The following is a 7,744-nucleotide window of genomic DNA, read 5'->3' as shown; positions in this document are numbered from 1 at the left end:
CCTGGTCGCCGCCCGCGCCACCGCCCGGGCCGCGCACGCCGCGCCGACGCTGCGGCTGGTCGGGGTGGCCGGCTACGAGGGCGCGCTGGCCCATGACGCCGGCCCGGCGGGCCTGGCCACCGTCGAGGCGTACCTGCGCCGGCTCGCCGAACTGCACACCGTGCTGCACGCCGACGGCTGCTACGACCAGGCCCCCGCCACCGTGGTGAGCGCCGGCGGCAGCGCCTACTTCGACCAGGTGGCCGAGCAGCTCACCCCGCTGACCCGCAGCCACCCCGGCACGACCGTGGTGCTGCGCGCCGGTGCCTACCTGGTGCACGACGACGGCTTCTACCGCGGCATCTCGCCGCTGGCCCGCGGTGCCGGCGCGCCGCTGCGCGCGGCCATGCACGGCTGGGCCCGGGTGGTCTCGCGCCCCGAGCCGGCGCTCGCCCTGCTGGACGGCGGCAAGCGCGACTTCCCGTACGACGAGGGGCTGCCCACCCCGCAGCTCGCCCGCACCGCGCACGGCCCGCGCCCGCTGGGCGGCACTGTCAGCGCCGTCAACGACCAGCACGCCTTCCTGCGCGACAGCGGTGCCGAGCTCGGCGAGGTGGTCCGGCTCGGCCTCTCCCACCCGTGCACCGCCTTCGACCAGTGGAGCCTGATCCCGGTGCTGGACGACGCCGACGCCGCCGTCCCGCGGGTGGTCGACCTGGTCCGGACGTTCTTCTGATGGCCGACCTGCTGCTGCGCGCCGCCACCGTGGTGGACGGCACCGGCGCGCCCCGGCGGCCCGCCGACGTACTGGTGCGGGCCGGGGTGATCGCCGAGGTCGGCGTGCCGGGCACGCTCGGGACGGCGGGTCGGGTCCTCGACGCGCAGGGCCTGGTGCTGGCCCCGGGCTTCATCGACATGCACGCGCACTCCGACCTCCAGCGGCTGCTGGAGCCCGACCAGCCCTCCCGGGTGACCCAGGGCGTGACCTGCGAGGTGCTCGGCCAGGACGGGCTCTCCTACGCCCCGGTCGACGACGCGACGCTGCCCGTGCTGCGCGGCCAACTCGCCGGCTGGAACGGCGATCCGCCCGAACTGGACTGGGGCTGGCGGACGGTGGGGGAGTACCTGGACCGGCTGGACGGCGCCGGCGCCGTCAACGCCTGCTACCTGGTGCCGCACGGCACGCTGCGCGCGCAGGTGCTCGGCTGGCAGCGCCGGGCCCCCGGCGCTGGTGAACTGGACGCGATGCGCGCCCTGTTGGCCCAGGGGCTGGCCGAGGGCGCGGTCGGGATGTCCAGCGGGCTCAGCTACACCCCCGGGATGTACGCCGACACCGAGGAACTGGTCGCGCTCTGCACGGTGGTGGCGGCGCACGGCGGCTACCACTCGCCGCACCAGCGCTCCTACGGGGCGGGGGCGCTGGCCGGGTACGCCGAGATGGTGGAGATCTCCCGCCGCTCCGGCTGCCCGCTGCACCTGGCCCACGCCACCATGAACTTCGACCTCAACCGGGGCCGGGCCGGTGAGCTGCTGGCGCTGCTCGACCGGGCGATCGCCGACGGCTGCGACCTCACCCTGGACAGCTACCCCTACCTGCCCGGCTCCACCACGCTGGCCGCCCTGCTGCCCAGTTGGGCCACCGAGGGCGGACCGCCGGCGACCCTGCGGCGGCTGGCCGACCCGGCCGCCCGCGAGCGGATCCGCCAGGCACTGGAGGAGAGCGGCAGCGACGGCTGCCACGGCGTGGTCACCGACTGGGCGACCGTGCAGATCTCCGGGGTGCGCGAGCCGGCGCTGGCGTCGCTGGTCGGCCGCACGGTGGCCGAGGTGGCCGCCGAGCGGGCCACCAGCGGCACCGAGGTCTGCTTCGAGCTGCTGCTGGCCGACCGGCTGGGCACCACCATCCTGCAGCACGTGGGCCACGAGGAGAACGTGCGGGCGATCATGCGCCACCGGGCGCACACCGCCGGCAGCGACGGCCTGCTGGTCGGCGCCCGCCCGCACCCGCGCGGCTGGGGCACCTTCGCGCGCTACCTCGGCCACTACGTCCGGGAGGCGGGCGTGCTGACGCTGGAGCAGGCGGTGCACCGGATGACCGGCCGCCCGGCCCGCCGGCTGCGCCTGGAGCGGCGCGGGACGATCCGCCCCGGGCACCACGCGGACCTGGTGCTCTTCGACGCCGACACCGTGCGCGACGAGGCCACCTTCGAGCACCCGCGGCGGCCCGCGGCGGGCATCGCGCACGTCCTGGTCAACGGCGTCGCGGTACTGAGCGAGGGGCGCCCCACCGGCGCCCGACCCGGGCGCGCGCTGCGCCGAACCGACCAGGGGACCCGAGCCCGATGACCGACTTCCGTGCCGAACTGGCCGCCGACCGGGTGATCGCGGTGGTCCGCGCGCCGCGGATACCCGACGCCGCCGCGCTCTGCGCGGCGCTCGCCGAGGGCGGCCTGCGCTGGGTCGAACTGACCTGCACCACCCCGGGGGTGGCGGCCCACCTGGAGCGGGCGGCGGCGGTGGACACCGGCTGCCGGCTGGGCCTGGGCACCGTGCTGAGCGCCGAACAGGCGAGCCGCGGACTGGAGGCGGGGGCCTCCTTCCTGGTCACCCCGGGCTGCCGTCCGCAGGTCGCCGAGGTGGCGGCCCGGGCCCAGGCGCCGTTGGTGCTGGGCGCGTTGACGCCGACCGAGGTGGCCAGGGCGCACGAGCTGGGTGCCGCGGCGGTGAAGATCTTCCCGGCCCGCGCCTTCGGCCCCGGCTACTTCCGGGACCTGCGCGGCCCCTACCCCGACGTGCCGCTGGTGGCCTCCGGCGGAGTGGACGCGCAGAGCGCGCCGGCCTTCCTGGCCAACGGCGCGCTCGCCGTCTGCGCGGGCAGCGAGGTGGTGCCCGCCGAGGCGGTGGCGGCCGGCGACTGGGCCGAACTCACCCGTCGGGCACGGGCGTTCATGGCGGCGCTGGCGGCGGGGTGACCCGGGCCGGGCCGCTGCGCGCGGTGGTCCGGCCCGGGGTGGAGCGGGCGGATCCGGATCAGATCTTCGCCAGGAACGCGTTCGCCATCACCTGGTAGCCGGTGTCGTTGGCGTGGATGTCGCCGCGCGCCATGTTGGTCCAGCTCAGGATCCGCGCCACGTTCAGCGGGACCCGCTGGCCGTTCAGGGGCACCAGCGGGAAGAACGCGTTGGTGCTGAACGCGCCCGCCACGTCCGCGGTCGGCACGTGGTGGACGGCGTCCACGAACTCCAGCGTGCCGTTCAGGGTGTCGGCCAGCGGCACCGACAGGCCGGCCAGCACCTTGCCCTGGTCGCCGGTCATCCAGGCCGCCAGGAACGGGTCGTAGAGGTTCATCCCGACGAAACGGGTGTGCGGGCCGGCGGCCGCCTTGAGCCGGTCCAGGATGGTGTCCAGGTCCCGGCCGGCGGTGGCGATGCCCTTGGCCGCGCAGGCGGCGTCCAGGCTGCCGCCGCTGGCGCAGCCGTCGACGTTGTTGGCGCCGATGTCCAGGGTGACCACCAGGTCGTCCTTGTGGTGGGACTTCAGGTAGGCCACCGCGGCGTCCAACTGGGCGCCGCCGTAGGGGTGCGGATAGGGGCAGCCGCCGTTGATCATCGAGCCGGTGGTCTCGCCCGGGCAGCCCAGGTCGGTGAAGGAGAACGGGTGCCCGGCCGTGGTGGCTCGGCCCTGCAGCGTGCGCGCGATGTCCTGCGCGTAGCCGTGGCCGACCTCGCTGCCGCCGCCCGGCAGGGTCTGGTAGCCCGCGGCGAGCGAGTCGCCGAGGGCGAGGTAGTAGCGCGTGCCGGGGGCGGCGGCGGCCGAGGCCGGTCCGGCGCAGACGCCGAGGACGGCGGCGCCGAGCACGGTGGCCCCGATGGCCGACCGTAGCCGGCGGCGGAACTGGGGTGAACGCATGAGCCCTCCCGAGGACGATCCGCGGATCGCCCGGGTGGCGGCGCGCGGATCGGATCCGGTGAGGTTACTGCCAGGTAGATCGCGGGGTAAGGGGTGGGGCCGCCCCAGTTGCCGGACGGCGTCCGGCGGGCGGCCCCCGGTGGGCGCTGCGCCCGCCGCGATCGGCCCGCCGCCACCGGCCCGCCGCCACCGGCCCGGTGCCCCGGCCCGCCGCGCTCACGGCAGCGCGACCAGCTCCAGGGCGAGCAGGTCGGCCAGCGGCTCGGCGATGCTGCAGGTGCCGAACGCGGTGAAGGCCTCCCGGGCGGCGGCGCTCTGCCGCTCGTCCAGGGTGCGCAGCCGCCGCGCCAGCCGTTCGCCCTCGCGCTCGCGCAGCAGGTCGGCCAACTCCCCGTGCTCGGCGCCCTCCAGGGCCGCGTGGGTGGCCAACAGGACGTTGAGGAAGCCGTGGTGGGCGAAGCCGGTGGCCTCGTCGTCGTGCCGCACCGCGTGGTGCAGGCCGGCCGTGCACTTGAACGACAGCTTGCGCCAGACGGCGGCGTAGAGGAAGGAGGCCAGCTCCAGCTCGCCGGGGAAGGCCTCGGCCACCGTGCCGCCGGTGCGGAACTTGGCCCGGTAGGGGGAGCCCTCCAGGGCGTCGAGGGCGTCCAGCAGCTCCGGACCGCGGGCCACCTCGATCGCCGCCTGCGCCCCGGGCGCGTACGCGGGCAGCAGCCGGTCCAGTGCCTCGCGGCAGGCCCGCACGCCCTCGGCGGGCGGCGCGTCCCGGTCGGCGAGCACCTCCACCCCGACGACCCGCAGCCGGGTGTCGGCCCGCGCCGCCCGCAGCGCCGGTTCCAGGGCGGCGCTGCCCTCGGGCACGATCAGGCCGACCTCGAAGGAGCCTTCGGCCGGCTCCGCGCCGAGATGGTCGCCGAGCGCCTCGACGCGCCCGGCCGGGCAGAGGAAGGGGCCCACCAGGTCGGCGTACCAGGCCGTGCGGTGGGCCAGGTGGGCGGGCACCGCCTGGGGCAGCGGCAGGTCGCCGGGCGGGAAGATCGCCGCGTCGTCGCAGAGCCCGGCGAAGAGCGGGGGGATCACGCTCTGGGGGGTCCGAGGGATCGTCATCGGTGGTCTTCCTCCGGGGTGGTGTCGGGGCACGACGGTGTGCCCCCTGCCGCGAGAGTGCCGCAGCGGGACGGGCCGGAGCAAGAGGGGGAGGGGCCGGCCAGGTGACACGCCGCCGACCGGGTGAGAATGCCGGACCCGTGCGGTGGAAGGCGATAGCTGTATGCGCGAACACCGTCACTGGAGGTAGTCGTGCGAGTCCGTCCTGCTGTTGTCGGCGCCGTGGGCGCCGTTCTCCTCGCCCTCGCCACACCCGTGCCGCTGGCCGGTCCGGCCGGCGCCGCCGGTGGCGGTGACAGCGTCACCGTCGATCAGGTCGGCACGCTCGCCGCCGACGGCACGATCACGCTCAGTGGCAGCTACCGGTGCGCCGCCGGCACGCCCGGCACCGTCCTGGTCGGCAGCACGCTGCGCACGGCCGCCGAGTCGCACGGCGTCGGTGGCACGGTGGCCACCTGTGACGGCGCCTCGCACGCCTGGACGAACCGCGGCCGGCCGGAGCAGTCCTCGGTGACCTCCGGTCCCGCGCACGTGGACGCCACGCTGCTGAGCCTGTCGCCCACCGGTCTGCCGCTGCCCACGGTCCTGGCCGCCGGAGCACAGGACATCGACCTGCGGCCCGCGGCGGCCTGACCGTCAGGGGATTGACGTCGCGTCAAGGCGCCCTGGAGAAAAGTCGCCAGGGCGCCGGTGGCGGGATTCCGCCGCCCATTCTCGCTGCATCACTATGCGCGCCGAATGAAGACTATGACCCTACCGGTGGGTCATGATGCGCATTCACCGGGAAAAGCTCAAATGCAGCTCAAATGTTGGTACGGACTTATCCGCGGGCGTCAAGGGGGTGTAAGTGGTCAACTGCCTTGATGGCTCTGACCTGGCCTGATACTCCCGGGTAGGCAAGGGTGCGGGACGACTTCATTTCTGTGCTAGGGGGCGGCAGAACATAACTATTCGGTCGGAGGGTCTTTGCAGATCCCTAATCGCCCGCTAGCGTTCACCGCACTCTCACCCGCCATCTTTGAAGAGGGTCCCCACACATGGCAGTTGTTGACAAAATAGCGCCGCCGTCCGCCGGATCGAGCGCCAAGCTCCGCCGGGACATCGGACTCGTCGGTCTCCTCTGGGCCTCCGTCGGCTCGATCATCGGCTCCGGCTGGCTCTTCGGGGCCAAGAACGCGGTCGTCGTCGCGGGACCGGCAGCGGTCATCTCGTGGGGGATCGGGGCCGTCGCGATCGTGCTGCTCGCGCTGGTCCACGCCGAGCTCGGTGGTCTGTTCCCGGTGTCCGGCGGTACGGCGCGCTACCCGCACTACGCCTTCGGCGGTCTGGCCGGTATGTCCTTCGGCTGGTTCTCCTGGCTGCAGGCGGCGACCGTGGCACCGATCGAGGTCGAGGCCATGATCGGTTACTCCAAGTCAGTGGCCCCGGGGCTGCAGAACGACAACGGCACGCTGACCCTGTTCGGCTTCGTGACCGCGGTCGTGCTGATGGCGGTCTTCGTGGCCGTCAACTTCCTCGGCGTGCGGCTGCTCGCGCACACCAACAGCGTGGCCACCTGGTGGAAGGTCGCCGTCCCGCTGGCCGTGATCTTCATCCTCGCGCTGACCAACTTCCACGGCTCCAACTTCACCTCGCACGGCTTCATGCCGTTCGGTGTCAAGGGCGTGCTGGGCGCGATCAGCACCAGCGGCATCATCTTCTCGCTGCTCGGCTTCGAGCAGGCCATCCAGCTCTCCGGCGAGAGCCGCAACCCGCGGCGCGACATCCCGCGCGCGGTCATCGGCTCGGTGATCATCGGCACCCTGATCTACACCCTGCTGCAGGTCGTCTACATCGGCGCGCTGCCCGGCAGCTCCTTCGTCAAGGGCTGGGCCGACCTGGCCTACCAGGGCATCGAGGGTCCCTTCGCGGGCCTGGCCACCGTCATCGGCCTGGGCTGGCTGGCGCTGATCCTGCGCCTGGACGCGGTGGTCTCGCCCGGCGGTACCGGCCTGATCTACACCACCTCCACCTCCCGGATCTCCTACGGCCTGAGCCGCAACGGCTACGCCCCGAAGATCTTCGAGCGCACCGATGCCCGCGGCGTGCCGTGGTTCGGCCTGCTGATGTCCTTCGTCACCGGTGTCATCTGCTTCCTGCCGTTCCCGAGCTGGCAGCAGCTGGTGAGCTTCATCTCCTCGGCCAGCGTGCTGATGTACGCCGGTGCCCCGCTGGCACTGGGCGTCTTCCGCGACCGCCTGCCGGACCGCGAGCGCCCCTACCGCCTGCCGGCCGCCGGCTTCGTCTCCCCGGCCGCCTTCGTGGTCGCCGGTCTGATCATCTACTGGGCCGGCTGGGACACCCTGTGGCGCCTGGGCGTCGCGATCATCCTCGGCTACGGCCTGCTGGGCTCCTACGCCGCCTACGCGATCGCCAAGAACCTGCCGGACGCGCCCCGGATGAACTGGAAGGCCGCGCAGTGGCTGCCGGTCTACCTGGTCGGTCTGGGTGTCATCTCCTACCTGGGCGGCTTCGGCGACAGCGCGCAGAACGTGATCCCGCTCTGGTGGGACATGGCGATCGTCACGGTCTTCTCGCTCGCGGTCTACTACTGGGCCCGTGCGGTGGCCCTGCCCGCGGACGAGATCGAGGCCAACATCGGCCACATCGAGGTCGTCGACGAGGGCGGTCACTGACCCCCCACTGACAGGTGCGCCGGTCCCCCCGCGGCCGGCCACCGACGCCCCCGGCGGGCGCCCCCCCCCCCGGG

Annotated in this window: 7 protein-coding genes; 5 read left to right on the top strand and 2 right to left on the bottom strand. The window is 73.9% G+C overall.

Annotation, left to right across the window (positions count from 1 at the left end):
- From ABD323_RS28095 to ABD323_RS28085, 3 genes are all read left to right on the top strand, one after another.
- On the top strand, positions 1-715 hold a 715-nt coding region (locus tag ABD323_RS28095; protein WP_486327158.1), incomplete at its 5' end, for a type III PLP-dependent enzyme domain-containing protein.
- A complete protein-coding gene (locus ABD323_RS28090; protein ID WP_344444776.1) occupies positions 715-2,325 on the top strand; it encodes an N-acyl-D-amino-acid deacylase family protein in 1,611 nt (536 codons plus the stop codon). The genes ABD323_RS28095 and ABD323_RS28090, both read left to right, overlap by 1 nt.
- The gene (locus tag ABD323_RS28085; RefSeq protein ID WP_344444775.1) at positions 2,322-2,951 is read left to right on the top strand and encodes a bifunctional 4-hydroxy-2-oxoglutarate aldolase/2-dehydro-3-deoxy-phosphogluconate aldolase; all 630 of its coding nucleotides are present in this window, start codon (positions 2,322-2,324) and stop codon (positions 2,949-2,951) included. The genes ABD323_RS28090 and ABD323_RS28085 overlap by 4 nt, the downstream gene beginning before the upstream one ends.
- 58 nt (positions 2,952-3,009) lie before the next feature.
- Here the strand turns inward: ABD323_RS28085 and ABD323_RS28080 are convergent, their stop codons facing one another.
- Both ABD323_RS28080 and ABD323_RS28075 read right to left on the bottom strand, forming a co-directional pair.
- Positions 3,010-3,888, bottom strand: a complete 879-nt coding sequence (locus tag ABD323_RS28080; RefSeq protein ID WP_344444774.1) for an SGNH/GDSL hydrolase family protein — start codon at positions 3,886-3,888, stop codon at positions 3,010-3,012.
- A gap of 216 nt (positions 3,889-4,104) precedes the next feature.
- The gene (locus ABD323_RS28075; RefSeq protein ID WP_344444773.1) at positions 4,105-4,995 is read right to left on the bottom strand and encodes a hypothetical protein; all 891 of its coding nucleotides are present in this window, start codon (positions 4,993-4,995) and stop codon (positions 4,105-4,107) included.
- Between the two features lie 222 nt (positions 4,996-5,217).
- Here ABD323_RS28075 and ABD323_RS28070 point away from each other — a divergent pair, with 222 nt between their 5' ends.
- Complete coding sequence (locus tag ABD323_RS28070; RefSeq protein ID WP_344444772.1) at positions 5,218-5,628, top strand: DUF6299 family protein; 411 nt, start codon at positions 5,218-5,220, stop codon at positions 5,626-5,628.
- A gap of 404 nt (positions 5,629-6,032) precedes the next feature.
- Entirely contained in the window at positions 6,033-7,670 is a 1,638-nt protein-coding gene (locus ABD323_RS28065) for an APC family permease (protein ID WP_344444771.1), read from the top strand.
- The last annotated feature ends 74 nt before the right edge of the window (positions 7,671-7,744 follow it).

Origin of the sequence: Kitasatospora nipponensis (assembly GCF_039528135.1) — a bacterium.
Lineage (GTDB): Bacteria > Actinomycetota > Actinomycetes > Streptomycetales > Streptomycetaceae > Kitasatospora > Kitasatospora nipponensis.
Note: the sequence above shows the minus strand (reverse complement) of the source record. Positions and strands in the feature narration are given on the sequence as shown.

Coding starts and splice junctions, on each gene's coding strand:
- ABD323_RS28090 (WP_344444776.1), top strand. CDS start 715: ATGGCCGACCTGCTGCTGCGCGCCGCCACCGTGGTGGACGGCACCGGC.
- ABD323_RS28075 (WP_344444773.1), bottom strand. CDS start 4,995: ATGACGATCCCTCGGACCCCCCAGAGCGTGATCCCCCCGCTCTTCGCC.
- ABD323_RS28080 (WP_344444774.1), bottom strand. CDS start 3,888: ATGCGTTCACCCCAGTTCCGCCGCCGGCTACGGTCGGCCATCGGGGCC.
- ABD323_RS28065 (WP_344444771.1), top strand. CDS start 6,033: ATGGCAGTTGTTGACAAAATAGCGCCGCCGTCCGCCGGATCGAGCGCC.
- ABD323_RS28085 (WP_344444775.1), top strand. CDS start 2,322: ATGACCGACTTCCGTGCCGAACTGGCCGCCGACCGGGTGATCGCGGTG.